Consider the following 22779-nt stretch of genomic DNA (forward strand, 5'->3'; position numbering starts at 1 on the left):
GCAACTTCTCAGTAGACTGGGACCGTGAGCATTCCAACGCCCTATGAAGACCTGCTGCGCGACGTCCTGGACCACGGCACGCACAAATCAGACCGGACCGGGACGGGGACCCTAAGTGTGTTCGGCCGCCAGATGCGCTTCGATCTCAGCAAGAGCTTCCCCCTGGTCACCACCAAACGCGTGCACTTCAAGTCCGTCGCCGTGGAGCTGCTCTGGTTCCTCCGCGGGGACACGAACGTGAAATGGATGCAGGACCAGGGCGTCACCATCTGGAACGAATGGGCCGACGCCGACGGCGAACTCGGCCCGGTCTACGGCGTCCAGTGGCGCTCCTGGCCCACCCCCGACGGCGGCCACATCGACCAGATCGCCGAGCTCATCGAGAACCTCAAGAGCAACCCGGACTCCCGCCGGCACATCATCTCGGCCTGGAACGTCGCCGAACTCAAGGACATGGCCCTCCCGCCGTGCCACGCGTTCTTCCAGTTCTACGTGGCCGACGGCAAGCTCTCCTGCCAGCTCTACCAGCGCTCCGCGGACACCTTCCTGGGCGTGCCGTTCAACATCGCCTCCTACGCCCTGCTGACCTGCATGGTCGCCCAGCAGACCGGCCTGGAACCGGGCGAATTCGTCTGGACCGGCGGCGACGTCCACATCTATGACAACCACATGGACCAGGTCCTCAAGCAGCTCGCCCGCGAGCCCTACGAGTACCCGCAGCTGAGGATCACCCGCAAGCCTGCCTCCATCTTCGACTACTCCCTCGATGACTTCGAAGTGGTCGGATACCAGCACCACCCGACGATTAAGGCCCCGATAGCCGTATGAGCAATGACGACCTCCAGGGCGCACAGCCCGCCGACTTCACCGACACGCTCGCCACCCTGACCGGGCTCGGCGTCGTCTGGGCCCAGACCAGCACCGGTGTCATCGGCAGGGACGGCGGGATGCCGTGGCGCCTGCCCGAGGACATGCGGCACTTCACCCGGCTCACCACAGGCCACCCGGTGATCATGGGCCGCAAGACCTGGGAATCCTTTCCGGACCAGTACCGCCCCCTGCCCGGGCGGACGAACATCGTCATCACCCGGCAGGAAGAGTGGGGCGGGACACCGGCGGCGGAAGGCGCCATCGCGGTCAAATCCCTGGACGACGCGCTCCTGGAATCCCAGTTCGCGCCGGGCAACGAGATGGTCTGGATCATCGGCGGCGGGAACATTTATTCGCAGTCCATGGACCTCGCCAACGTCGCCGTGATCACCACGATCGATGCCGCCACGGAGGGCGACACGTTCGCCCCTGACCTGGGCTACGACTGGACCATGGGCGCGAGCCTGCCGGCCGACGGCTGGAAAACCGCCGACGACGGCACCCGCTACCGCATCAACGTGTGGCGCCGGACGGAGGGCTAAGACGATGCTGCAGAAACCCGAAACACTCTTTGTCCTTGGCTACATGCTGCTTCCGCTGCTGGCGCTGCTGTCCGCGATCGTGGGGCTGACCATGATCCTGGGCGGCAACAAAATCGTCGGGGCAATCGTGCTCGTGCTCGTCACCCAGGCCTTTGCCTTCGGGGCTTTCTACGCCCTCCGGAAGCGGAAGCACGCGCTGCTCACGGAGCACAGCGGCGAGTAACGGCCTCCCGGCCCTGGGCTGAGGGCGGATGGGGACATCACCCCATCGCCCGTCGCAGCGGTTCCGGCTACCTTGGTGCCGGTGAGGTACGCACGCGGGAATGCACCAGGTCCCGGCCGCAGCCGGTTAGGCTGATGCAAGTCAAAAGGGGATGCACGATGGCAGGAAACTTGTGGGGCGCCGACGTCGCCCAGCTGCGCACACTCGCACAACAGTTCGGCAAGACGTCCGAGACGCTGCTGCAGCAGTCGACCGCACTGACGTCGGCCATCAACAACAACACCTCCTGGAAGGGTGCCGACGGCGCCCGGTTCACGTCCGAATGGAACAGCAGCCACCGCGCCCTGATCCAGACGACCGCGTTCGCGCTGAAGGCAGAGTCCAAGCGGCTGATGACCCACGCCGAGCAGCAGGAGACGGCCAGCAACAATGCATCCGGTGCGGGGGGTCCGGGAGTTCCCGGGACACCGGGCACTCCGGGCACTCCGGGAGGACCGGGCGGACAAGGCCCCAACAATGACCCCTGGGGCCCGGACTGGCTGGCCGGACCGGACTCGCCGTTCCGCGGCGGCTGGGACATTTACAATCTGGTCAAGGCGCTGCCCAATCTCCGTTCCGGGCTGTTCGATATCGGCGCGATGCTGCACAAGTCCAGAATTGGCGACTTCCTGGACGCCAGCGCCTGGCGCACCTTCCAGAACTCCAACGAGTTCAGCAAGTTCTTCAACGTCTCGAACCAGTTGTTCGAGGGAAAATGGCACGAAGCCTTCAACCTCACGGAAGGCACCAAGGCGTTCCAGGCCTTCGACGGCCTCGGTAAGGGTCTGGGCGTCCTCGGCGTGGGACTGGATAGCCTGGATGCCGTCAACGCGGCCAAAGACGGCGACTACAGCTCCGCAGCCTACTCCGGGACCAAAGCCCTGATCGGTGCCGGCTCGTTCCTGCCGCCGCCCGCCGGAACCGTCTGCATGGTCGCCAGCGCCGGACTGGCCATCTATGACAACGTCCCGGTGGTCCACGACTCCGTGAACTACGTCGGTGGCAAAATCGCCGACGGTGCCGGCGCCGTTGCCGATTCCGTGAGCGACGGCGCCGAAGCCGTGGCCGATTCCGTGAGCGACGGCGCCGAAGCTGTCGGCGACTTCTTTGGCTTCTAACAACGAGGAGATTCACAACGTGACTGAGACAAGCACTGCCCCCGCTCCCGGGCAGGAGGTCTACCCCGACGCCATCGGCTTCGGCTTCGCCGAACTGATAGCGCTGCTGAACCTGCAGCACGGGCCGGCGGCTACCGCCAGCGCCGAAGCTCTCCGCGTCGCCGGCGAACTCGAGGATCCGATGATCCTTTCGGCGGGCGCCTCCTCACTGGTGGCCCGGGGAGCGGCCACGGTGGAGTCCGACGGAACGCTGTCCGTCAGCGGCCCGGTAGCTGCAGTGACCCGCGCCCTGACGTCGGCCGATCGCCGCATGGAGATCACCTTGCTGACGCCGGACTCCGCGGACAGCGTCCTCACGGTGGAATCGCCGGACTTCCGGATCCTGCTGCAGCCCCGCGCCTACCTGAGCTGGTTCGCGATGGCGCAGGACCCGGACATATCCGCCGCTGAGGCAAACTTCTTCATCATGCGCAAGCACCTGGAAGACCACCCCGACGGCGGGGCCACCCTCAAGCGCCTCGAAGACCCGGACGGCGGGCAGCTGCTGCTCAAGCGCGCCGGCGGCGCGTGGAGCGTCGGCTACAGCGGCCCGGGCACCGGCGCGATCAAGGAGATCGCCGGACTCGCTGACGACCAGGTGCTCGAACGAATCCGCTCCATCCGGAAAGACTGAACACGATGGACAATGACGCAGCCGGCCGCTATGAGGACGAGCAGACCAGGGCCTGGCACGAACAGGCCGTGGCCGCCGGTGAAAGGCGCCTCCTGACCCGCAGCGTGGATGGCGGCAGGCTGCACAGCTACGCCGCGGATGAGATCGGCTTTGCCCGGGCCGGCTCGGGACCCATCGTCACCACGGCACCGGGCATGCTGCTGCTCGGCCTCTTTTTCGCCGCGGTAACGGCATTCTCGATCTTCCTGATCGCCGCTCCCGCGGCCAACGGCCAGGACCCGCTGTGGGGCGCCCTCGTGCTGACCCTCGGCGGGATCGCCGGCCTGGCTTACGCCGTGCGGCTGGCGCTGTCCGAGTTCCGGGCGCGAAGGATCCGCCGTGAACGGGGCGTTCCGGATCCAAGCCCGCGCCAGTTGAACTGAGCGGTGACGTAACCGACTGCGCCCCGGGGCCGGTGAAGTCTAAACTGGGCCCATGACTACAGCAGCTACTCCGTCCGTTGGACTCGTCGGTTGGCGTGGCATGGTCGGCTCCGTCCTGATGCAGCGCATGCAGGATGAGGGCGACTTCGCCAACATCAACCCGGTATTTTTCTCCACCTCGAACGCCGGAGGTGCCGCCCCCGCCTTCGCGGCGGGGGCGGGCAAGCTCGAGGACGCGTTCGACGTCGAGACGCTCGCGAAGCTGCCGATCATCGTGACCGCCCAGGGCGGCGACTACACCAAACAGGTCCACGGCGAGCTGCGCAGCCGCGGCTGGGACGGCCTCTGGATCGACGCCGCGTCCACCCTGCGGATGAACGACGATTCGATCATCGTGCTGGACCCGATCAACCGCGACGTGATCGACAAGGGCCTTGTCAACGGCACCAAGGATTTCATCGGCGGCAACTGCACCGTCTCCTGCATGCTGATGGGCCTGGGCGGGCTGTTCAAGAACGGCCTCGTCGAATGGGGCACGTCGATGACCTACCAGGCGGCCTCCGGCGGCGGCGCCCGGCACATGCGCGAACTGCTGAGCCAGTTCGGCACGCTCAACGCCCAGGTCAGCACGGAACTGGACGACCCGGCGTCGGCCATCCTGGAAATCGACCGCAAGGTCCTGGCCCACCAGCGCACCGACATCGACGCCACCCAGTTCGGCGTGCCGCTGGCCGGGTCGCTGATCCCCTGGATCGACGCGGACCTCGGCAACGGCCAGTCCAAGGAAGAGTGGAAGGCCGGGGTGGAAACCAACAAGATCCTCGGCACCTCCGGCGATGAGCACATCATCATGGACGGGCTGTGCATCCGGATCGGCGCCATGCGTTCGCACTCCCAGGCGCTCACGCTCAAGCTCCGCGAGGACCTCTCCGTCGCCGAGATCGAGAAACTGCTGGACGCGGACAACGAGTGGGCCACGGTGGTGCCCAACACCAAGGAGGACTCCATGGCGCAACTCACGCCCGTGGCGGCCTCCGGCACCCTGGACATCCCGGTGGGGCGCATCCGCAAGCTGGAGATGGGGCCGCAGTACATCAGCGCGTTCACGGTGGGCGACCAGCTCCTGTGGGGCGCGGCCGAACCGCTGCGGCGTATGCTCAACATCGCCACCGGCAAGCTCTAGGGCAGCACCACCGGGTTCAGGTGCCGATAAATCGCCGGTACTTCGCGGCCTGCAGCTCAAAGGATCTTTGGGCGGCAGGCCGCAGCCCGTTAACCTCGTCGAAGGGCTCGGGCACCACCAGCGCGGACCTTCCGCTGCGGGAGACGTCCCAGGTGCCGACGATTTGGCCGCCGGCCACAATCGTCTTCCGGAAGACCCCGTTGCCGCCCGGGACGATCTTGTCCGCATGCTCCGGCGGCAACACGAGCGACCGGTCCGTGTAGCCGAGCAGGAACTCATCGAAGCCGGGCAGTGCCAGCACCAGACGCCCCGCGGGGACGCCTTCGTCGAGCAGCACCGCCGTTTCCGGGGACATCCAGTAGCTGGTCCCCTCGAACGTCACCTCCGCCAGCTGGTCCCTCACCCGGGCCAGGGCCGCGCGGACCTCCGTCAGGGGAATGCCGGACCACCAGGAAAAGTCACGCTCCGTCGCCGGGCCGTGGCTACGCAGATACCGCAGCAGCCACTCGGCGGTGCCCTCGGCACGGTTCAGGACCCGCGACTCCGTGATCCAGTCGTCGAAGGCCACCACCAGCTGCTGGTTGCCGGCCAGCGGGCCCTGCACCAGCAGTCCCCGCTGGCACAGGATCCCCAGCAGGTGGATGCCGCGCTGGCCCGCGGCGGACTGGCCCGCCCGTTCGAAGGCCTGGAACAGCTCCGCCCGGCTGGCCGCGGCCCCGCCGGCGACCAGCTGCAGCGCGATTCCCGCGGCGGCGTCGACGTCCGCGGGAGTGATGCCAAGTTCCCGGTGGCGCCCGGCCAGGCCCCGGATCAGCCGCTCGGAGGTGATGGCCAGCATCCATTTGAGGTCCTCGGGCGCCAGCAGGTGCAGGGTGCCGCGCATCGGCCAGGAGCGGACGATTTCGCCCCGGTCAAGGGCGCTGCGGACATCGCCGACGCGGGAACCCGGCACACGCTGGCCCACAGCCCAGAGGGCTGACTGCAGATCCTGGGCCTGCATGGCCGTCATCCAGCGCACAGCCGCCGGGACGCTGCCGAAGCCGGCCCCGGCCAGCCCCTGCGAAGCCAGCCGCAGCCGTCCCAGGATCCCCCGGTTCAGCCGGGCACGCGCCGTTGCTGCCATGCACCCATGCTAGGGCTCCTGGCCGGTGGTTCCCAGCCGCCGTCCAGCCGGACTCCCTACGCTTGATGGATGACCTTGAGTGAGATGTGGCCGCAGCTGCGGCCCCTGAGCCGGAGGCTGGCCCTGCTGGGCTGGGTATCCAGCGCCGCCGGCATGACCGCCGGGCTCGCCGTTGCCATTGCGAGCGGGACGCGGCTTTCGCCCATGATGAGCACCCTGCAACTTGTGGCAATGGTGTCCATGGCCGTGGCGGTGACCAGTTTCGTCACGGCCGCCTCGATGCAGCCGCGCCCTCCCGTGCGGGGCGCCGTCGAAGCGCCGGACAGCCTGGACCCCGGGGAATTCCCGGACACCGTGAAAAGTCTCCTGCTCGGCTCAGTGGCACTGCTGGCCGGGGCGGTCGTCTTCGCCCTCGCCGGCCTGGTCCTCCGCAGCGGGCCCAGCGCCCAGTCGGTGGCGTTTTGCCAGGTCTTCTTCCTGGGCGCCGCCGCGTCCGGCTTCACGTTCATGCTCTTCAGCAGGGTCGCCGGGCACCGCCGCGGGAACTGAGGCCCGCCGTTTCCTAGAGCTCGACGCCGATGAGCAGCGGTTCCGGGTGCAGTTCAATCCCGAAGCGCTCGACGACGCCGCGGCGCACCTCCCGCGCGATCGCCAGCAGGTCCGCGGTGCTGGCGTTTCCCCTGTTGGTGATGGCCAGGGTGTGTTTGGTGGACAGCGAGGCCCGGCCGCCGGAGACGCTGTCCCGCTCGAGCCCGAATCCCTTGGCGTAGCCGGCCTGGTCGATCAGCCAGGCCGCCGAGAGCTTGGTCAGCCCGTCCGCGCCGCCCGGGTAGCGTGGCGCGTCGCCGGGCAGCCCGGCGGCCACGGCTGCCGGCACGATCGGGTTCGTGAAGAAGGAGCCGGTGGAATAGGTGTCGCGGTCCGCGGCGTCCCACACCATGCCCTTGGACGCCCGGAGCCGGAGCACCTCACGCCGGACGTCGTTCGAGTAGGCGCGCTGGCCGGCGTCGACGCCCAGCGAGCGGGCCAGCTCCGCGTAGCGGATGGGGGCGCTCATCCGACCCAGCGGCAGCTGGAACTCGACCGTAAGCACGACGTAGCGCGGGGAGCCGTTAACGGTCGTCTGCTTGAGGATCGAATCGCGGTAGCCGAACTTCAGCTCCGAACTGGTGAAGGTCTGCACGGCGTTGCGCTGCCGGTCCCAGGTCCGCACGGCGGCGATGGTCTGGGAAACGTCCGAGCCGTACGCCCCGACGTTCTGGACCGGGGTGGCTCCCGTGGCGCCCGGAATGCCGGAGAGCGCCTCAATGCCGGACCAGGCATGCCGCACGGCGTGCTCCACCAGGGCGTCCCAGTTGTGGCCGGCCTGGACCACAACGGCGACGCCGCCGCAGGAGTCCTCCGCGGTGACCGTGAAACCCTCCGAGGCGATTTTCAGCACGGTGCCGGGGAACCCGTCGTCGGACACCAGCAGATTGGAGCCGCCGCCGAGGATCAGCAGGGGCTCACCGGCAGCGTCCGCCGAGCGGACGGCCTCGATGATCTCCGCCTCGGTGCGGGCTTCGGTGAAGCTGCCGGCGGGGCCGCCGACGGCGGCCGTGGTCAGGGCGGAAAGCAGTGTCTGGGTCACCCGACCAGCCTAGCCGGGTAACGCCGGACTCCCCTAAGCAGGGCCGCGCTACCCGATCTTCCGGGCCACCGGGGAGAGCAGGAAGCTGACCACGAGCATCACCATCACAGCCAGCAGGGAGTGCAGGATGCCGACGTGCTCCGCCAGCAGGCCCAGCAGGGGCGGCCCGCAAAGGAACGCGCCGTAGCCGATCGTGGAGACCACCGAGACCCGTGCCGCGGCCTTGATCGGATCGTCCGCGGCGGCGGACATGCCCACCGGGAAGCCCAGCGAGGCGCCGAGCCCCCAGACCGCGAGGGCCACGTACGCGACCCACGGCACCGGAGCGAAGACGAACACGCCCAGGCCCAGCACGGCCAGGGCCGCGCACCAGCGCATCACCGGGACCCGGCCAAAGCGGTCCAGCACCACGGTGCCGGCGAAGCGGCCCACGGTCATAAACGTGACGAAGAGCCCGTACCCGGCGGCGCCCGCGGCGTCGGACTGGCCGTGGCCGTCGGCGAGCGCCAGGGCCACCCAGTCCCCCGCCGCCCCCTCGGCGAGGGCCAGCCCCAGCACGAGCACCCCCAGCAGGAGCGTCCTGCGGTCCCGCCAGGCCGCGGCAATCTGGCGCTTGCTGTCCAGCGGGGCCTCGGGCCGGTCCGTGTCCGGGCGGATGATCGGGATGGGCCCGGTGGAGGGATCCTCGAAGGTATCGGGCCTGGCCGGCCTGAAGCCCGGCCCGCCCTCCGCCGGGGTGATGTCCGCGCGGAACCAGGAAGCGGCGGTGGCCACGGAGCCCGCGACCAGCAGCCCCACCACGGCGAAGTGCCCGAAGACGGGAACACCGGCTCCGGCGGCCCAGGCGCCCGCCGCCGCGCCGGCGACCGTGCCCAGGCTGAACGATCCGTGCAGCCGCGGCATGATGTGCCGGCGGACGGCGCGTTCCACCGCGGCCCCCTCGACGTTGGAGGCCGTGTTCCAGCTGGCCGTGCCCAGGCCGATGACGGCCAGCCCGGTAGCGACGGCGAGCGGGTTGACCAGGACCGAGGTTCCCAGCCCGGTGAGGACCAACCCGGCGCCCACCATGATGCTGCCGATCCGGATGGTCTGTTTGGATCCGAACCGCAGGACGATCAGCCCGGACGCGGAGACCGAGACGAAGGAGCCGAGGGTCATGCACAGCAGCAGCAGCCCGATGTTGCCGGGCGTAAGGTCCAGCCCGTCCCGGATGGCCGGCAGCCGGGACACCCAGGTGGCGAAGGCGATGCCGCTAAACGCGTAGGCGGCCACGACGGCGTTCCGCCAGTGGGTGACCTCCGTGGCCTGGCCGGTGCTTACGCTCACGGCGTCGCCATGCGGCTAGGCCAGCCTGACGACGGCCTGGGCCTTCATGAGCACCTTCAGGCCGGCGCTGGTAACGGTCAGGTCCACCCGGGCGGTTCCCTTGTCGGCGTCGATCGCTCCGATGGCGCCGCTTACCTCGATCACGGCGCCGGCCTCGGCCGTTCCGGTGGTGTCGGAAACCGGGACCGGTTTCGTGAAGCGGGTCTGGAAATCGACGACGGCGGCAGGGCCGCCGGCCCAGTCGGTGACGAGCTGGACGGCGGAGCCCATGGTGAACATGCCGTGCGCGATCACGCCGGGCAGCCCCACGCTGGTCGCGAAGGCTTCGTTCCAGTGGATGGGGTTGAAGTCGCCGGAGGCGCCGGCGTACTTGACCAGGTCCGTGCGGGTGACCTCGATGCTGCGGCTGCCGATGTCCTGGCCGACGGCGAGGTCCGAAAGTGTGGGTGTCATGGCTACTGTCCCTCTCCGCGGACCAGAATGGACGAGGTGGCGGTGGCGACGGGCTCGCGCGCCGCGTCGTCCGCGGTACCAGCGGCGGCGCCGTCGGCGGGCAGGGCGAAGATCTCCGAGCGCGTGGTGATCATGGCTCCCCCGCCCATGGCGCGGACGCCGTCGACGTGCAGTTCCGCCACCAGCCGGTCCCCGGCGACGATGGGGCGGTGGTGGATGAACCGCTGGTCGGCGTGGACCACGCGGGAGAAGTCGATGCCGGCGTCGGGGTCCTCGATCAGCTGGGCGTCCGCCCGTTGCGCCACGATGATGGCGAAGGTCGGGGGTGCCACGAGGTCGCTGTGCCCCAGCGCCCTGGCGGCGTCCACGTCGAAGTGGGCGGGGTGGGTGGCCTTGACCGCGCGGGCGAACTCGCGGATTTTCTCGCGGCCGACGTCGTACACCTCTTTGGCAGGGTAGCTGCGCCCCTGCAGATCCGGATTGATAGTCATGGGTTCCAGCCTAACGGCAGGCCCCCGGGCGCCCGCGCCGATGACAGGGGATGGCACAGGATGACAGCCTGCGGTATGATGAAAACATCATTTCGTCAATTCACTGCTGGTCCCCGGATCCGCCGTGACGAGAAAGCCCAGGCAGCGATGATGATTTCACCAGCGCAAACCCCTTTGTACGAGATCAAAGCGAACCTGTTCAAGGCCCTCGCGCATCCGGCGCGGATCCGCGTGCTCGAGCTGCTGTCCGCCGCGCCGGACAACGCCGCGCCGGTCAGCTACCTGCTGGCCGAGACGGGACTCGAGGCCTCCCACCTGTCCCAGCACCTCGCCACCCTGCGGCGGCATGGGGTGGTGACCTCCTCCCGGACCGCGAACGCCGTCACCTACCGGCTGGCAAATCCGAAGATCGCCGAGCTGCTGGCCATCGCCCGGGCCTTCCTCCTCGACCGCCTGGCCGATTCCAATGAGCAGCTCAAACTTGCCCAGACACTCCCCAGCGAGCATCTGCGCGGTTTCGATTCATGAGCGCCGCGCCGGGCCACCTCAGCCGGTTCCTGCCGTCCCGCCGTGACTACGACGGGCTGCGTTCATCCTGGAAAACGGATCTGCTGGCCGGAATCACCGTGGGGATTGTGGCCCTGCCGCTGGCACTGGCCTTCGGAGTGAGTTCCGGCGTCGGCGCCGAAGCCGGACTCATCACCGCCGTCGTGGCCGGGCTGGTCGCCGCGGTCATGGGCGGCTCGCACGTCCAGGTCTCCGGCCCCACCGGCGCGATGGTGGTGGTGCTGGCCCCGGTCGTCGCCGCCCACGGGGTTGGCAGCATCGCACTGGTCTCCCTGATGGCCGGGCTGCTGGTGGTCCTCCTGGGCATCAGCGGGCTGGGCCGGGCCGTGGCCTTCATCCCCTGGCCGGTGGTCGAGGGCTTCACGCTCGGCATCGCCGCGATCATCTTTCTCCAGCAGGTTCCCCTGGCCACCGGCACCGAGGCCGTTCCGGGCCACAACACCCTGCTGGCCGCCTTCGAGAGCGCCTCCCAGGCCACCCTGCCCACCGTTCTTCAGACGCTCGGCGTCGTCGCGGGGGTGGCCGCCGTGATGTTGCTGCTACCGAAGCTGAACAAGGCCCTGCCGGCGAGCCTGATCGCGGTGCTGCTGGCCACCGTGGCCGCCGAGCTGCTGCACTTGGACATTCCCCGGATCGGCTCCCTGCCGCATTCCCTGTCCGCACCGACGGTCCCGGCCCTGGATCCGGCCCTGCTGGGCGGGCTGCTGATGCCGGCGGTGTCCATCGCGACGCTGGCCGCCATCGAATCCCTGCTCTCCGCACGGGTGGCCTCCGGCATGGTCGGCCCCGACGGGAGGCCCTCCGGGGCGTACAGTCCGGACCGGGAACTGACGGGGCAGGGACTGGCCTCGGTGGCCGCGGGGTTCTTCGGCGGCATGCCGGCCACGGGCGCGATCGCCCGGACGGCGGTCAACGTCCGCTCCGGAGCCAAGACCCGGCTCTCCGCGATTGTGCACGCCCTGGTCCTGCTGGCCATCATCTATCTGGCAGCGGGCCTGGTCGGGAAGATCCCGCTGGCCGTCCTGGCCGGGATCCTGATGGTCACGGCCACGCGCATGGTGTCCCGGCGCACGGTCACCGCCATCATGGGCTCCACCCGCGCCGACGCGTTCGTGTTTGTCCTGACGGCGCTGATCACGGTGGCCTTCGACCTGATTGTGGCCATCGAGATCGGGCTGGTCGCCGCGGCCATCTTCACGCTGCGGAAGTTCGCCTCGCTCAGCGGGGTCGGGCGCGAGGAGATTCCGGGACCGCGCGAGGAGGGGGACGAGCACATCGCGATCTTCCGGCTGGACGGGGCCATGTTCTTCGGCGCCGCGGAACGGGTCCTGCAGGAAATCAGCCAGGTCAAGGACATCCAGGTCGCCATCATCCGGCTCTCGCAGGTGCGGATGCTCGACGCCACCGGGGCCCACACGCTGGTGGAGGTCATCTCGGCGCTGGAGCTGCGCGGTGTGACGGTCCTGTTGAAGGGCGTCCAGCCGCAGCACCTGGAGCTCGTGACCAATGTCGGGGTGATCCGCTCGCTGCGGCACCACAAACACCTGTTCACGACCCTGCCCGAGGCCGTGGCGCACGCCCGCAGCCATGTGCTCCGGAACGCCGCCGCTAACGCTTGAGGTTTTTGCGGATCGACTGGCCGCGGACCACGATCCCGGCGATATGCAGGACCAGGCCGAGTCCGATCACGGCCAGGGAGGCGACGGCCAGGTCCTGGTTGCCGGAGCTGTTGCCGACCAGGTTCAGGACGATGCCGACGCCGAGCAGGCCCATGGCACTGAAAACGAGCACCTTGTAGGTGGTTGGCGCGGAGTCCCAGAATTCTTTCAGCACCGTGCCAGTCTACTGGGGACCGCCGGCAGTCCCTGGGCAGCTGCTCAGAACAGTGCTTCCTGCACCGCCGGGACGCCGGAGCCGTGGTCGCCGAGCGCGATCGTCCGCGCCTTCAGCTGCCCCAGGTTGACCACGAATTCAAGGTCGGCGCCGTCGAGCCGGGCCAGCGCGACGCTGCCGCTCAGCGAGTCGATCCGGAATCCGTGGGTTCCGGTGCTGAGCTCATGCGGGTAGGCGTGCCGGGCAGCCGGCGCGCAGACCTCATCCGATAGGCCCGGCCGCTGCCAGTGTTCGTCCACGACGTCGAAGCCGCCGCCCCCGGCGCCGGCCAGCAGCCCGCGGACCTCCGCGGCGAGCCGGCTGTTCCGGGCGTCCAGTTCGGCCGCGGGCGCCGGACCGGCCAGGGCCGCGGCTTTGGCGGCGGAGCGGATCTGCTGGGGGATGCCGGCGTCGCGGGTCACCAGGTCCTCGAGGTTCCTGACCACCCGGCCGTCGTCGGCGCGGGCGACATAGCGGGCGGCGACGGCGCCCTGTTCCGCGAGTCTCTTCCATTTGCGCAGGTTTGCCGCGGTACCCACCTTGCTGGCGCCGTTGGCGAAGGTGGCGATGTACAGCCAGTGCGGCTGCATCAGGTAAGCCCTCAGCCCGGGCGGCACGCGCCCGCCGCGGTGGAAGTCGTGGATGAGCCGCGAGTCGTCCAAGACGAAGCACCGCTCGCACTGGCTGCCCTTCACGGCCGGTGCACGGTCCGGGCACAGCACGTGATCGCGGTCGGCGGGCCCGTGGACCAAGTGGTGCCCGAGGCAGTGCTTCCCCGCGGCGGCGAGCCGGAAGCCGAGCCGGGTTCCGGCGTCGAGCGGCAGATCGGTGACACCGCCGTCAGGGTCCTGCAGGCGCATCGCCGGGCGCCCGCCGCCGGGCACTGCGGAGCCCGCCGGGCCCGCCGGCCCTGCATCCCAAAAGACCCCGTGGACCAGATAACAGGTATCGGTCACGGGGTCTCCTTGGTTCGGGGCCGGCTACAGGGCCGGCTGCACCCCAAAGGCTACCGCGAGCTTCATGATCTTCTCGGCGCGGCCCAGGCGGGGCAGGTCGGAGCCGTCGCGGATGACGCGGCCGTTGGCCTCGAAGTCGGCCATGAAGTCGGTGGCCCAGGCGACGTCGGACGGCGTGGGGCTGATGACCTCGTTGATGACGTGGGTCTGGTCGATCGCGAGGCAGAGCTTGCCGGTCATGCCCATCATCACGGTGATGCCGGTCTGCTCGCGCAGGATCGGGTGGTTGGTGCCGACGGTGGGGCCGTCGATGGGGCCCGGCAGGTTCCCGACGCGGCTGGCCACGACGAGCTTGGCGCGCGGGTAGGCCATGGCCTCGGGGGTGGCCGCCATGCCGGTGTCGCGGCGGAAGTCGCCCGAGCCGAAGGCGAGCCGGAACGCGCCCTGGGCCTTGGCGATGTGGTTGGCTTCCTCGATGCCGACGGCTGATTCGACCAGCGGGATGACGGGCGTCTTGCCGTCCATGCGGTGGAAGCTTTCGGTGACCTGGTCCGCGGACTCGGTCTTGGCCAGCATCACGCCGAGCAGGCCCGGGGTGCCGCGGAGCCCGGCAAGGTCATCGGCCCAGAAGGGGCTCGTGGCGTCATTGATCCGGACCCAGGCCTTCCCGCCGGCGGTCAGCCAGTCCACGACGTGTCCGCGGGCGGCGTCCTTCTGCGACGGGTCCACCGCGTCCTCGATGTCCAGGATGACGGCGTCCGCGCGGGAGCCGGCCGACTGTTCGAAGAGCTCGGTTTTCATGGCATTGACCAGCAGCCAGGAACGGGCGATTTCAGCGGGGATGTTGCGTTGGGTCCGGAGGGTCCCGGCAGTGGTGGTGGAAGTCATGTATCTACGCTATCCGCCCGGGGGCGTTTGCGGTTAAGCGATCCGGCCCTCCGGGGCGACCATTACGACCAAAATCACGTCCCCCGGGCATCTGGCTGGCAGCAGGGGCCGTTCTCGGCGTCCGGAACGGCCCCTGCTGCGAGCTACATGGGTGCGGCATGACCGCGAGGCGGCTAGGGGATGTTGCTGCCGCGCGCCGTGACCCAGAGCCTGTACCACTCGGCCCGGGTCATGGCCGCGGCGACCCCGGCCGCGTCCGCGCAGGCGCGGATGCGGTCCGGCCTGGCGGTGCCGATCACGGGGGCGATGCCCGCCGGGTGCTTCATCAGCCAGCCCAGCACGACCGATTCCCCGGTCGATTTTTTCTCCGCAGCCAGCTGCGCCACGAGCCCGGCGGTCGCTTCCTCCGCGGCCGACGGCGCCGCGGCCGGCGCCCCGGTGTAGAGTCCCCGGGCCAGGGAACCGTAGGCCTGCAGGGTGATGCCGTGCCGGACACAGTGCTCCACGGTGCCGTGCGGGAAGCTGTAGTCCGTCCCCTCGGCATGGTTGACCAGCACCGTGCTCTCCAGCCAGGCGCGTTTGAACAGGCTCATCTCCAGCTGGTTGGCGACCAGCGGCGTCTCGAGCCGGTCCTGCAGCAGCTCGATCTGCGCCCCGGACATGTTGGACACGCCCAGCGCCCGGACCTTGCCCTCGGCCATCAGCTGCCCGACGGCGGAGGCCACCTCCGCGGGGTCCATCAGCGGATCGGGGCGGTGGAGCATCAACACGTCCACGTAGTCCGTGCGGAGCCGGCCGAGGCTTTCGTTGACCCGGGCCAGGATGGCGTCCCGGCTCAGGTCGTAGTAGCCCTCCAGGCCGTGCTCGTTGAGCCGGATGCCGCACTTGGTCTGCAGCCGGATCCGTTCGCGCAGCCCCGGCGTCTGCGCGAGCACCTCACCGAACACGGCCTCGGACTTGCCGCCGCGGTAGATGTCGGCATGGTCGAACAGGGTGATGCCGGCCTCCAGGGCGGCGTCGACGGCGGCAGCCGCCTCGTCCACGTGCGCGGACGAGTGCGGCTCCGCCGACCAGCTGCCGCCCAGGCCCATGCAGCCGTAAATCAGTTCCTGTCCGGGCTGCGGTGGCCCGCTGGCTGGCTCCCCGGATGGCTCCCCGGCCTGCGGCCGGTTCACCGCAGCCAGACGGTGGTGCTGCCCGGCAGAAGGTTCTTCTCCAGCGGTCCGCTGCTGAGCAACACGGTTCCGGCGGGCAGCGCAACCGGTTCGTCACCGAAGTTGGTCACGGTCTGCCAGCCGCCGGGGCGGCTGAAGTGCAGCACCGCGGGGCTGGCCGTGGTGTGCCACTGCAGCTCTTCCGAGGTCTGCAGTTCCCGGCGCAGCTTCAGCGCCTGGCGGTAGAACTCCAGCGTGGAGCCCTCCACGCCGTCCTCGGCGGCAACGGCGTAGCGGCCGAACCACGCCGGCTGCGGCAGGTGAGCCCCGCCGTCGCCGAAGCCGAAGGAGCTGCCCTCGGCGGCCCAGGGCAGCGGCACTCGGCAGCCGTCCCGGCCGATCTCCACGCCCTTGTTGCGGAAGAAGGTCGGATCCTGCCGCTCGGCGTCGGGGATGTCCGCGACTTCCTGGAGCCCCAGCTCCTCACCCTGGTACAGGTACGCGGACCCCGGCAGCGCCAGCATCAGCTGCGTGGCCGCGCGGGCACGGCGCAGGCCGACCTCGACGTCGAGTTCCTCGGCCGGGGCGCCGGCCAGCAGCCAGCCCTTGCCGTCCTGTCCCTTGGCATGCCGGCCGCCGCCCTGGGGCAGCCCGTAGCGCGTGGCGTGGCGGACGACGTCGTGGTTGGAGAACACCCAGGTGGAGGAGGCGCCGGACTCGGTGGCCTCGGCGAGGTTCCGGGTGATGATTTCGCGGAACTCGTCGGCGTCGAAGTCGGCCTGCAGGAGGTCGAAGTTGAACGCCTGGCCCAGGCCCTCCGGGCTCGCGTAGCGGCCGCGGCGGCTGGCGTGGACCCAGGCTTCGGCGACCGCGGTGCGCGGCGGGTTGTATTCGTTGAAGACCTCGCGCCACTCGACGTAGATCTCGTGGACCTCGTCGCGGTCCCAGAACGGGTGCGAGCCGTCGTCGAAGCCGTCGGTGCCGCTGTTGGCCTCGCTGAGCTCGACCTTGGACAGCAGCGGCTCGGTGAGGTCCTTGGTCAGGGCGTGCGCGACGTCAACCCGGAAGCCGTCCACGCCGCGGTCGGACCAGAAGCGCAGGGTCTTGAGGAAGTCGTCGCGGATTTCCCGGTTGGACCAGTTCAGGTCCGGCTGTTCCTTGGCGAAGATGTGCATGTACCACTGGCCGGGGGTGCCGTCGCGCTCGGTGATGCGTTCCCAGGCCGGGCCGCCGAACACCGACTCCCAGTCCGACGGCGGGATCTCACCGTTCTGCCCAAGCCCGTCGCGGAAGATGTAGCGCTCCCGCGCGTCGGAGCCGCGCGGGGACGCGAGGGCCTCCTGGAACCAGGCGTGGCGGTTCGAGGAGTGGTTGGGGACGATGTCGGCGATCAGTTTGATGCCGGCGGCGTGCAGGGCGGCGGACATCTCGTCGAAGTCCTCCAGCGTTCCCAGTTTGGGGTCCACGTCGCGGTAGTCATCGACGTCGTAGCCGCCGTCGGCGAGGGCCGAGGGGTAGAACGGGCTCAGCCAGACGGCGTCGATCCCGAGCTGCTTCAGGTAGGGGACCTTCGCCGTGATGCCCTTGATGTCGCCGAGTCCGTCGCTGTTGGAGTCGGAGAAGCTGCGCGGGTAGATCTGGTACACGGAAGCCTGCCGCCACCAGTTGGGGTCGGCGGCGAGATCGGAACCGGACAGGGTTGCCAGCGTGGCGGTGTTGGACAAGGGATGATCCTTCGGGTTCGGAGCGGTGCTTCTGATAATTTAGATACAAGCTAAATATATTGCCGGATCAATTATGGGTCCGTAGTTACGGGGAGGTCAAGATTCTGATGCCGCACGCCGCCGCCGCCACGCCCCAGCTGCTGCGCCGGGTCAACGCCCGTTCCGTGCTCGGCGTCATCCGGACCACGGAGGTGGCCACCGGGACCGAGCTAATGGCCCGGACCGGGCTGACGAGGGCATCGGTGATCGCCGTCTGCGAGGACCTGATCCGACGTGGCTGGATCCGTGAACTGGAGGCGCGGGACGAGGAGAAGCCCGGGAGTCCTCGCAAGGGGCGCCCGGCCCGGCGCTTCGAGCTCAACAGCGGCGCCGGGTATGTGCTGGGCCTCGATATCGGCGCGGCCACCACCACCGCGGCGGTCGCGGACCTCCGCGGCACCATATTGGGACGATCCAGCGAGAGCTTCCGGGCCACCGACATCCCCGCGGTGGAAAGGATCGACGTCGTCGACCGCGCCTGCCGCCGGGCCCTGTCCGCCGCCGGGACCGGCCCGGACAAGGTCCTGGCCGTCGGTGCGGGCATCGCCGCCCCCGTGGACCGCGCCGGCAACGTGCTGGTCACCCAGCATTTCTGGAGCCTGTTCGACGTCGGGCTCCGCGCGGCACTGAAGGAGCTGCACGGCTGGACGGTGCTGCTGGAGAACGACGCGAACCTGGCCGCCCTGGGCGAACGCTGGCGGGGTTCCGGCGCCGGCGTCGACGATCTCGTGGTGATGCTGGCCGGCGAACGGCTCGGCGCCGGGGTGATGGAGTCCGGGCGGCTGCTGCACGGCCGCGGCGGCGCGGCCGGCGAAATGGGCTACCTGGACCTCGTCGAGGGCGTCGGCTCCAGCGACGGCATCGCCAGCCTCGCCCGGCAGTGGTCCGCAGCCGGCGGAGGCCCCGCCGCGGGCGGCGCGGCGAGCGCCCGCCGGGTGTTCGAGGATGCCGCCGCCGGCGATCCCGCCGCGCTGGCCATCCTGGCGCGCATCTCGGACCGGATGGCACGTGTCATCGCGACCGTGTCGAGCTTCGTGAACCCGGAGCAGGTGGTGATCGGCGGGGCGGTGGCCGACTCCGCCGGAGTGCTCCTGCCGGGCATCACGGCCCTGCTCCCCCGGTACACGGCGACTCCCCCGCGCGTCACCGTCTCGCCCCTGGGCGACGCGATTGTCACCGTCGGCGCCGTCCGGCATGCCCTGGACTACGTCGAGGCGAACGCGCCGGAGCTGGAGCTCGCGCGGTAGGGGCAACCCCGCTGCGTGTCGGGGCACACTGTTGGGCGGGGTGCGCCGGCATTGCTCAAGATTAGGCAACGATTCGCTACGAAAGGCGAAGGTTTCCTGCAGGTTCCGGTTCTGGCGGCGCGCCATCCGTAGACTGACCTCACTTCCCGGTCTCCCGGCCGTCCTGCTGAGCATTCAGCGGGGCGGCGGTCTCATGAAAGACAACACGTGAACTCAATACGGAAGACGACGGCGCTGTTGACAGCGTTTGTCGTTACTCTTGCCTCGCTCACTGCTGTGACGATCTCGCCGGCTCTCGCTGCTCCGGCGGCGCCGCCACCCACGTCGACGGCGTCCGCCCCGCCCACGGCTCCGGCCGCGGCGCCGGCGACAGCCGCACCAGCGTCCACGCCGACGGCTACGGCGGCGGCGGCGACGCCGACGCCGACGCCGACGGGGACGGCAACCGTCCCGACGGCGGTGACGCCCGGTCCGACAGCGACCACGGCGCCCCCGGCGACGGTGGAGTCGCAGACGCTGACGAGCCCGGAACCGTTGTTCACGGAGGTCATCGGCGGCAGCAATCCCACGTCCAGTCACGGCACGGAAGGCCACGGGCCCAAGGGCGCCGAACAGCACACGGCAGCCACCGAGGCCTATTCCATCGCCCGGAGCGGCGACATCAAGGTGAAGCTAGTCATGGTCCAGCTGGCGGACAGGAAAGCGACCATCCCGGAGGCGGACGCCCGGGCCGCCATCCAGACCAGCAGCCAGTACTGGCAGGCCATGTCGAACGGCAGGCTGTCCATGAGCGTCGCCACCGTCGAAAACAGGTCGAGCAAGGCAACCTCCACCCAGAGCTACTCCTCCATGATGACCACCATCGCCGCCGAGATCGGGTGGGTGCCCAGTTCCTTCACGGCGCTCGTGGTGTTCGTGTCCACTCCGACGCTGTCCGACGGGGCGTACGGCGCGGGCTGGAGCTACAACGGAACAAGCGGACGCGTCCTCATGCCGATCCCGGCAAGCCTGACCAAAAGCGTACTTACCCACGAATTCGGGCACGTCCTGGGGCTGATGCATGCCAACCGGCTCCGATGCGCAAATGGCGCCGTGGACACCGCCAGCAACGCGAACGGAACGTTCACCAACGGCACGTGCAGCATCGAGGAGTACAAGGACAATCTGGACCTGATGGGCGTCTCCCAGAGTACCCAGCCGGTGGTCAGCTCCCCCATTTACCAGTTTGGCGGATTCGGCTCCGGCAACGAGGTCAGAAACCTTGGTACGGTGGCCGGCAAGAACTCCTACCAGTTAAAGGCCTGGGGAAGCGCGGACGACAACCGCGCCCTCAAATTCACTGATCCCGTCAGCGGTGAGACCTATTATTTGGAGCTTCGCCTTCCGGTGGGCAACGACGCGGCAACGGCAGTCGGCGGCAACCGCGGAGTCAAGGTTGTCCAGGCTTACGGCTCGGGTTCACTAGCCCTGCAGCCCAGCACCACAACATTCAACGGCTACTACAGCTACAACCAGGCATGGCAAGCCGGCCAGACCTTCACGACGCACGCCGGCACACGCGTGAGCATTGACTGGATCTCGAGTTCCGCTGCCGGGGTAACCATTGATTCGCTGCCTCCGGCCAAGCCTCTGCTGGTCGCCCCCGGCGATTTTAACGGCGACGGAATAGCCGACCTAATTCAGCGCAAGGCCAACGGCGAGCTGTGGCTCTACCCTGGCGACGGCACCGGCAAGTCCCGGGCCGGCCAGCGGATCGGCACCGGCTGGGAAATCTACAACAGCGTCCTTGGCACGGGCGACTTCAACGGGGACGGCAGGAACGACCTTGTCGCCCGGAGGTTCGACGGATCGCTGTGGTTTTACGCCGGGGCGGGAACTGTTTCGGCAGGCAATGAAGGGTACGCCCAAGCCCTTAAGATCGGTGATTTCGGCTGGAATGCCTTCGATGCGCTCCTGGGCGTCCGCGACTTTGATGGCGACGGGAAGGCAGACATCCTGGCCCGGCGCCCGGACGGCGTGCTAGTCCTGTACCCGGGAATGGGCACCGGCCGGCCGGGCACGCCCCGCGAAATCGATTACGGCTGGGATGTTTTTGACCAGCTGATCCCGATCCACGATTTCACCGGCGATGGAACAAACGACCTGGCCGCCCGGCGTCCTGACGGGTCCCTCTGGCTGTATTCCAACTCCGGACCGGCGAAACTCGTCCAGCCACAGCAGATCGGGACAGGCTGGGGCATGTACACCACGGTCCTGGGCACCGGCGACGCCAACGGGGACCGCACCGCCGACTTCGTGGCAAGCCAGGCCGACGGAAACGTCTTCTTCTTCGCGGGGACCGCCATGCGGGACGAGGGTTATGGCAGCGGGCGGAAAATCGGTGACTTCGGCTGGGAAGCCTTTGACTATCTGACCGCCGTCGAAGATTTCAACGGCGACAAGGTCGCCGATCTCCTGGCCCGGAAACCGGACGGCACCCTGTGGTTCTACCCCGGCGACGGGAAGGGCGCCTACGGGGTGCCGCGGCAGATCGGTCTCGGCGGCTGGGAAGCGTTCAATTCGCTGATCAGCGTCCGGGATTTCACCGGGGACGGCAAGAATGACCTCATCGCGCGGAAGCCCGACGGCACCCTCTGGATCTACCCGGGCACCGGCCGCGTCGACGCCGGCAACCCCGGATACACGGCGCCGAAGAAAATCGGCAGCGGCGGCTGGAACGCCTTCACCGCCCTGACCGGAACCGGCGACCTCAACACGGACGGAAAGAACGACCTGCTGGCGAGGAAAGCCGACGGCTCGATCTGGCTGTACCGCGGCACGGGCACCGTCAATGGCACCAACGAGGGGTACACCTCGGCGGTGAAGATCGGTGATTACGGCTGGGAAGTCTTCGACCAGATTTTTGGAGCCGGAGACTACAACGCAGACGGAAGAAACGACGTTATGGCCAGGAATTTCGACGGCACTCTGTGGATGTACCCGGGAGACGGCACCGGGAAGCTCTCCGCCCCGCGCAGAGTCGGAACCGGGTGGTCCGTGTTTGACACCGTCCTGGGCGCGGGAAACCTGAACGCGGACAGCTTCCCCGACATGGTGGCGCGCAGGCCCGACGGTTCGCTCTGGGTCTATTCGGGAACAGGCATGCGGCCGAACGAGGGCTACCTACCGCGCATCTTCACTGGTTCGGTGTCGTAAGACGGGCGCGGGCCGCTAAGGAACCTCGATAGTGGAAGGGCCGGATCATCAATGATCCGGCCCTTTCTGTCGGCGGCGCCGCGGCGCTGACCCAGCGCTGGCTAGCTCACCGGTTCCAGTGCCGCCGCCAGGGGCAGAGTGCCGTCCCGGAAGTCGATAGTGCGTCCGGCCGTGGAGGGCAGGTCCAGCACCGCCGCCGCGACGAGGGCGACGTTGGCACGGGCCGTTTCCCCTCTTCCAGAGCCTTCCGCCGGGTTGACCTCGATCAGGCCGTTGCCGGGCCCGTCAGTGAGCGCTCCCGGCCCCAGGATGGTCCAGTCCAGGTCCGTTCCGCGCAGGTAGGCGTCCGCGGCGGCCTTGGCCTCGGCGTACGCGAAGAAGCCGTTGTCCTCGGGGACGCCGTGATCAGGCCCGGCGCCAAGGTAGGAGACCATAATGTACCGCCCGACGCCGGCCGCGGCCGCCGCGTCCATCGACCGGATGGCGGCGTCCCGGTCCACGGCGTAGGTCCGCTCCGGGCTCCCGCCGCCGGCACCGGCGGACCAGACCACGGCGTCGTGGTTCCGGAGCGCCTCCGCGATCTCCGCCGTCGTCGAGTGTTCAACATCCAGGACCACCGGGGCGGCGCCCGTGGCCGCGACGTCCTCCCGGTGCTCCGGGTTGCGGATGAACGACGTCACGTCCATTCCTTCAGCGGAGAGGTTGCGGGACAGTTCCAGAGCCACTTTGCCGTGGCCGCCAATGATTGCGATTCGCGTCATGGACCCATTCTGTCCCACAACCCCGAACCTGCAACCGTTGCCCTAGCACTCTGCGCGGTCCGGAAGCCCGTTTAGTCACCCGGAGTGATAGCGCAACGGGGGGTTAAAACAAAGAGACCCCGCAGGCTGGGCCTGAAGGGTCTTTCTGTAGCGGCGGGGAGGCTCGATCTCCCGACCTCACGATTATGAGTCGTGCGCTCTAACCAACTGAGCTACGCCGCCATAAATGAGGAAAACCTGCGCTAAGCCGGTCAATAACCGCCTTGACACAGGCCCTCATTCA

At 68.9% G+C, this 22779-nt stretch carries 24 protein-coding genes and 1 tRNA gene; 12 read left to right on the forward strand and 13 right to left on the reverse strand.

Going from position 1 to position 22779, the window contains the following annotated elements; translation table 11 throughout:
• Nucleotides 1–24: 24 nt before the first annotated feature.
• The 7 genes from ACZYZ5_RS02555 (at nt 25) to asd (ending at nt 5070) form a co-directional block, all read left to right on the forward strand.
• A complete protein-coding gene (locus tag ACZYZ5_RS02555) occupies nt 25–828 on the forward strand; it encodes a thymidylate synthase (protein ID WP_463898917.1) in 804 nt (267 codons plus the stop codon).
• A complete protein-coding gene (locus tag ACZYZ5_RS02560; protein ID WP_463898918.1) occupies nt 825–1412 on the forward strand; it encodes a dihydrofolate reductase in 588 nt (195 codons plus the stop codon). Before ACZYZ5_RS02555 ends, ACZYZ5_RS02560 begins: the two co-directional genes overlap by 4 nt.
• 4 nt (nt 1413–1416) lie before the next feature.
• Entirely contained in the window at nt 1417–1635 is a 219-nt protein-coding gene (locus tag ACZYZ5_RS02565; protein WP_463898920.1) for an NF038396 family protein, read from the forward strand.
• 158 nt (nt 1636–1793) lie between these two features.
• On the forward strand, nt 1794–2792 hold the full coding sequence (locus ACZYZ5_RS02570; protein WP_463898921.1) for a WXG100 family type VII secretion target: 999 nt from the start codon (nt 1794–1796) through the stop codon (nt 2790–2792).
• Nucleotides 2793–2811: 19 nt separating this feature from the next.
• Nucleotides 2812–3465 carry a hypothetical protein gene (locus tag ACZYZ5_RS02575; RefSeq protein ID WP_463898922.1) on the forward strand — a complete coding sequence of 218 codons (654 nt, stop codon included), beginning with the start codon at nt 2812–2814 and terminating at the stop codon, nt 3463–3465.
• Between the two features lie 5 nt (nt 3466–3470).
• Nucleotides 3471–3887 (forward strand): hypothetical protein, encoded by a 417-nt coding sequence (locus ACZYZ5_RS02580; protein WP_463898923.1) that lies wholly within the window; start codon nt 3471–3473, stop codon nt 3885–3887.
• Between the two features lie 52 nt (nt 3888–3939).
• Entirely contained in the window at nt 3940–5070 is a 1131-nt protein-coding gene (gene asd / locus ACZYZ5_RS02585; protein WP_463898924.1) for an aspartate-semialdehyde dehydrogenase, read from the forward strand.
• A 16-nt stretch (nt 5071–5086) separates the two neighbouring features.
• Here asd and ACZYZ5_RS02590 read toward each other — a convergent pair whose 3' ends face one another.
• Nucleotides 5087–6193, reverse strand: coding sequence for a winged helix DNA-binding domain-containing protein (locus ACZYZ5_RS02590; protein ID WP_463898926.1), 1107 nt, complete (start codon nt 6191–6193; stop codon nt 5087–5089).
• 69 nt (nt 6194–6262) lie between these two features.
• Here ACZYZ5_RS02590 and ACZYZ5_RS02595 point away from each other — a divergent pair, with 69 nt between their 5' ends.
• Nucleotides 6263–6742 (forward strand): hypothetical protein, encoded by a 480-nt coding sequence (locus tag ACZYZ5_RS02595; RefSeq protein ID WP_463898927.1) that lies wholly within the window; start codon nt 6263–6265, stop codon nt 6740–6742.
• Nucleotides 6743–6755: 13 nt separating this feature from the next.
• Here ACZYZ5_RS02595 and ACZYZ5_RS02600 read toward each other — a convergent pair whose 3' ends face one another.
• The 4 genes from ACZYZ5_RS02600 to ACZYZ5_RS02615 are packed head-to-tail and all read right to left on the reverse strand — an operon-like array spanning nt 6756 to nt 10093.
• Nucleotides 6756–7823: a UDP-N-acetylmuramate dehydrogenase gene (locus ACZYZ5_RS02600; protein WP_463898928.1), complete on the reverse strand. Its 1068-nt coding sequence runs from the start codon at nt 7821–7823 to the stop codon at nt 6756–6758.
• Nucleotides 7824–7871: 48 nt separating this feature from the next.
• Nucleotides 7872–9149, reverse strand: coding sequence for an MFS transporter (locus ACZYZ5_RS02605; protein ID WP_463898930.1), 1278 nt, complete (start codon nt 9147–9149; stop codon nt 7872–7874).
• A 15-nt stretch (nt 9150–9164) separates the two neighbouring features.
• Nucleotides 9165–9602, reverse strand: a complete 438-nt coding sequence (locus tag ACZYZ5_RS02610) for a MaoC family dehydratase (RefSeq protein ID WP_463898931.1) — start codon at nt 9600–9602, stop codon at nt 9165–9167.
• A gap of 2 nt (nt 9603–9604) precedes the next feature.
• Nucleotides 9605–10093: an FAS1-like dehydratase domain-containing protein gene (locus tag ACZYZ5_RS02615; protein ID WP_463898932.1), complete on the reverse strand. Its 489-nt coding sequence runs from the start codon at nt 10091–10093 to the stop codon at nt 9605–9607.
• Nucleotides 10094–10243: 150 nt separating this feature from the next.
• On the opposite strand from ACZYZ5_RS02615, the gene ACZYZ5_RS02620 reads away from it, so the two are divergent.
• Together ACZYZ5_RS02620 and ACZYZ5_RS02625 are read left to right on the forward strand one after the other, a co-directional pair.
• On the forward strand, nt 10244–10621 hold the full coding sequence (locus tag ACZYZ5_RS02620; RefSeq protein WP_463899227.1) for an ArsR/SmtB family transcription factor: 378 nt from the start codon (nt 10244–10246) through the stop codon (nt 10619–10621).
• Nucleotides 10618–12279 carry a SulP family inorganic anion transporter gene (locus ACZYZ5_RS02625; protein ID WP_463898933.1) on the forward strand — a complete coding sequence of 554 codons (1662 nt, stop codon included), beginning with the start codon at nt 10618–10620 and terminating at the stop codon, nt 12277–12279. Before ACZYZ5_RS02620 ends, ACZYZ5_RS02625 begins: the two co-directional genes overlap by 4 nt.
• Here ACZYZ5_RS02625 and ACZYZ5_RS02630 read toward each other — a convergent pair.
• From ACZYZ5_RS02630 to ACZYZ5_RS02650, 5 genes are all read right to left on the reverse strand, one after another.
• Entirely contained in the window at nt 12269–12493 is a 225-nt protein-coding gene (locus tag ACZYZ5_RS02630) for a DUF3188 domain-containing protein (RefSeq protein WP_463898934.1), read from the reverse strand. The two genes, ACZYZ5_RS02625 and ACZYZ5_RS02630, sit on opposite strands and share 11 nt — an antisense overlap.
• 44 nt (nt 12494–12537) lie before the next feature.
• Nucleotides 12538–13488, reverse strand: coding sequence for a DUF2797 domain-containing protein (locus tag ACZYZ5_RS02635; RefSeq protein ID WP_463898935.1), 951 nt, complete (start codon nt 13486–13488; stop codon nt 12538–12540).
• Nucleotides 13489–13512: 24 nt separating this feature from the next.
• On the reverse strand, nt 13513–14376 hold the full coding sequence (locus tag ACZYZ5_RS02640; RefSeq protein ID WP_463898937.1) for an HpcH/HpaI aldolase/citrate lyase family protein: 864 nt from the start codon (nt 14374–14376) through the stop codon (nt 13513–13515).
• A 173-nt stretch (nt 14377–14549) separates the two neighbouring features.
• Nucleotides 14550–15482, reverse strand: coding sequence for an aldo/keto reductase (locus tag ACZYZ5_RS02645; protein WP_463899228.1), 933 nt, complete (start codon nt 15480–15482; stop codon nt 14550–14552).
• A gap of 65 nt (nt 15483–15547) precedes the next feature.
• Nucleotides 15548–17254, reverse strand: a complete 1707-nt coding sequence (locus ACZYZ5_RS02650) for a glycoside hydrolase family 13 protein (protein WP_463898938.1) — start codon at nt 17252–17254, stop codon at nt 15548–15550.
• A 107-nt stretch (nt 17255–17361) separates the two neighbouring features.
• Between ACZYZ5_RS02650 and ACZYZ5_RS02655 the strand changes: the two genes are divergently transcribed.
• Complete coding sequence (locus ACZYZ5_RS02655; RefSeq protein ID WP_463898939.1) at nt 17362–18540, forward strand: ROK family protein; 1179 nt, start codon at nt 17362–17364, stop codon at nt 18538–18540.
• Nucleotides 18541–18731: 191 nt separating this feature from the next.
• Here the strand turns inward: ACZYZ5_RS02655 and ACZYZ5_RS02660 are convergent, their stop codons facing one another.
• The gene (locus ACZYZ5_RS02660; RefSeq protein ID WP_463898940.1) at nt 18732–19091 is read right to left on the reverse strand and encodes a hypothetical protein; all 360 of its coding nucleotides are present in this window, start codon (nt 19089–19091) and stop codon (nt 18732–18734) included.
• On the opposite strand from ACZYZ5_RS02660, the gene ACZYZ5_RS02665 reads away from it, so the two are divergent.
• On the forward strand, nt 19075–21735 hold the full coding sequence (locus ACZYZ5_RS02665; protein WP_463898941.1) for an FG-GAP-like repeat-containing protein: 2661 nt from the start codon (nt 19075–19077) through the stop codon (nt 21733–21735). The two genes, ACZYZ5_RS02660 and ACZYZ5_RS02665, sit on opposite strands and share 17 nt — an antisense overlap.
• Nucleotides 21736–21836: 101 nt before the next feature.
• On the opposite strand, the gene ACZYZ5_RS02670 is transcribed toward ACZYZ5_RS02665, so the two are convergent.
• Both ACZYZ5_RS02670 and ACZYZ5_RS02675 read right to left on the reverse strand, forming a co-directional pair.
• Nucleotides 21837–22496 carry an NAD(P)H-binding protein gene (locus ACZYZ5_RS02670; RefSeq protein ID WP_463898942.1) on the reverse strand — a complete coding sequence of 220 codons (660 nt, stop codon included), beginning with the start codon at nt 22494–22496 and terminating at the stop codon, nt 21837–21839.
• Between the two features lie 148 nt (nt 22497–22644).
• Nucleotides 22645–22718 (reverse strand) — tRNA-Met (locus ACZYZ5_RS02675).
• Between the last annotated feature and the right edge of the window lie 61 nt (nt 22719–22779).

The sequence above is a fragment of the Pseudarthrobacter ribosi genome, assembly GCF_055412865.1.

Coding starts and splice junctions, on each gene's coding strand:
- ACZYZ5_RS02560 (WP_463898918.1), top strand. CDS start 825: ATGAGCAATGACGACCTCCAGGGCGCACAGCCCGCCGACTTCACCGAC.
- ACZYZ5_RS02565 (WP_463898920.1), top strand. CDS start 1,417: ATGCTGCAGAAACCCGAAACACTCTTTGTCCTTGGCTACATGCTGCTT.
- ACZYZ5_RS02570 (WP_463898921.1), top strand. CDS start 1,794: ATGGCAGGAAACTTGTGGGGCGCCGACGTCGCCCAGCTGCGCACACTC.
- ACZYZ5_RS02580 (WP_463898923.1), top strand. CDS start 3,471: ATGGACAATGACGCAGCCGGCCGCTATGAGGACGAGCAGACCAGGGCC.
- asd (WP_463898924.1), top strand. CDS start 3,940: ATGACTACAGCAGCTACTCCGTCCGTTGGACTCGTCGGTTGGCGTGGC.
- ACZYZ5_RS02590 (WP_463898926.1), bottom strand. CDS start 6,193: ATGGCAGCAACGGCGCGTGCCCGGCTGAACCGGGGGATCCTGGGACGG.
- ACZYZ5_RS02595 (WP_463898927.1), top strand. CDS start 6,263: ATGACCTTGAGTGAGATGTGGCCGCAGCTGCGGCCCCTGAGCCGGAGG.
- ACZYZ5_RS02610 (WP_463898931.1), bottom strand. CDS start 9,602: ATGACACCCACACTTTCGGACCTCGCCGTCGGCCAGGACATCGGCAGC.
- ACZYZ5_RS02615 (WP_463898932.1), bottom strand. CDS start 10,093: ATGACTATCAATCCGGATCTGCAGGGGCGCAGCTACCCTGCCAAAGAG.
- ACZYZ5_RS02620 (WP_463899227.1), top strand. CDS start 10,244: ATGATTTCACCAGCGCAAACCCCTTTGTACGAGATCAAAGCGAACCTG.
- ACZYZ5_RS02625 (WP_463898933.1), top strand. CDS start 10,618: ATGAGCGCCGCGCCGGGCCACCTCAGCCGGTTCCTGCCGTCCCGCCGT.
- ACZYZ5_RS02640 (WP_463898937.1), bottom strand. CDS start 14,376: ATGACTTCCACCACCACTGCCGGGACCCTCCGGACCCAACGCAACATC.
- ACZYZ5_RS02655 (WP_463898939.1), top strand. CDS start 17,362: ATGCCGCACGCCGCCGCCGCCACGCCCCAGCTGCTGCGCCGGGTCAAC.
- ACZYZ5_RS02660 (WP_463898940.1), bottom strand. CDS start 19,091: ATGACCTCCGTGAACAACGGTTCCGGGCTCGTCAGCGTCTGCGACTCC.
- ACZYZ5_RS02670 (WP_463898942.1), bottom strand. CDS start 22,496: ATGACGCGAATCGCAATCATTGGCGGCCACGGCAAAGTGGCTCTGGAA.